General features: G+C 34.7%; 1 protein-coding gene. It reads right to left on the bottom strand.

What is annotated here, in order from left to right; genetic code table 11:
- Nucleotides 1-378: hypothetical protein (locus ACNOHI_RS25590; RefSeq protein ID WP_420477534.1), on the bottom strand; the 378-nt coding region annotated here is incomplete at its 3' end.
- Nucleotides 379-527: the final 149 nt, after the last annotated feature.

Genomic DNA, 527 nt, shown 5'->3' with positions numbered 1-527 from the left:
GTGTTTCGTAAATCCGTAAACTTTTTCTCTTTTCGATGAAAGGAAAGATTTTGTTTGAGTCGAATCAAAAGACCCTATCCGAAGTTCGTAGCCTTTTGATAGTTTTGCTATTCTTAAAAACGTTATCGCTGTTGCTGATTTTTTATTGGTAATTAAAGATTCTCTAAAATACAATTTAAGCATATCGGAGATCGTCGTGTCTTTTGACGTTACAAAGCAAATATTATCAGTGTCTTTTTTGCCTCCATAGCTGCAGTTGGTTCCTGATAGCACCAAGCAGGGGTTAAAAAGCAGGCAAAGTAAAAACTTATTTAATAATACCATTTTGTTTATAATATAAATTTCAGCAAGTGTACTTTTGCTGACAATCTTTGTCAATAACGTATGTTCGTCCCTTTTTCGAGGAAATCACGACCAGTCGGCTTTTACTTACACCGATCGTTTACGACCGGGTTATAAATTAAGTTTTCCAGGCCGGTTAGGTTACTATGTATTGTATAGGACCATGATGTGATTATTTTTTACAT

It is taken from the genome of Noviherbaspirillum sp. ST9, assembly GCF_048799745.1.
Lineage (GTDB): Bacteria > Pseudomonadota > Gammaproteobacteria > Burkholderiales > Burkholderiaceae_D > Noviherbaspirillum.
The sequence above is the reverse complement of the archived record's forward strand: the minus strand, read 5'-3'. Positions and strand labels throughout refer to the sequence as shown.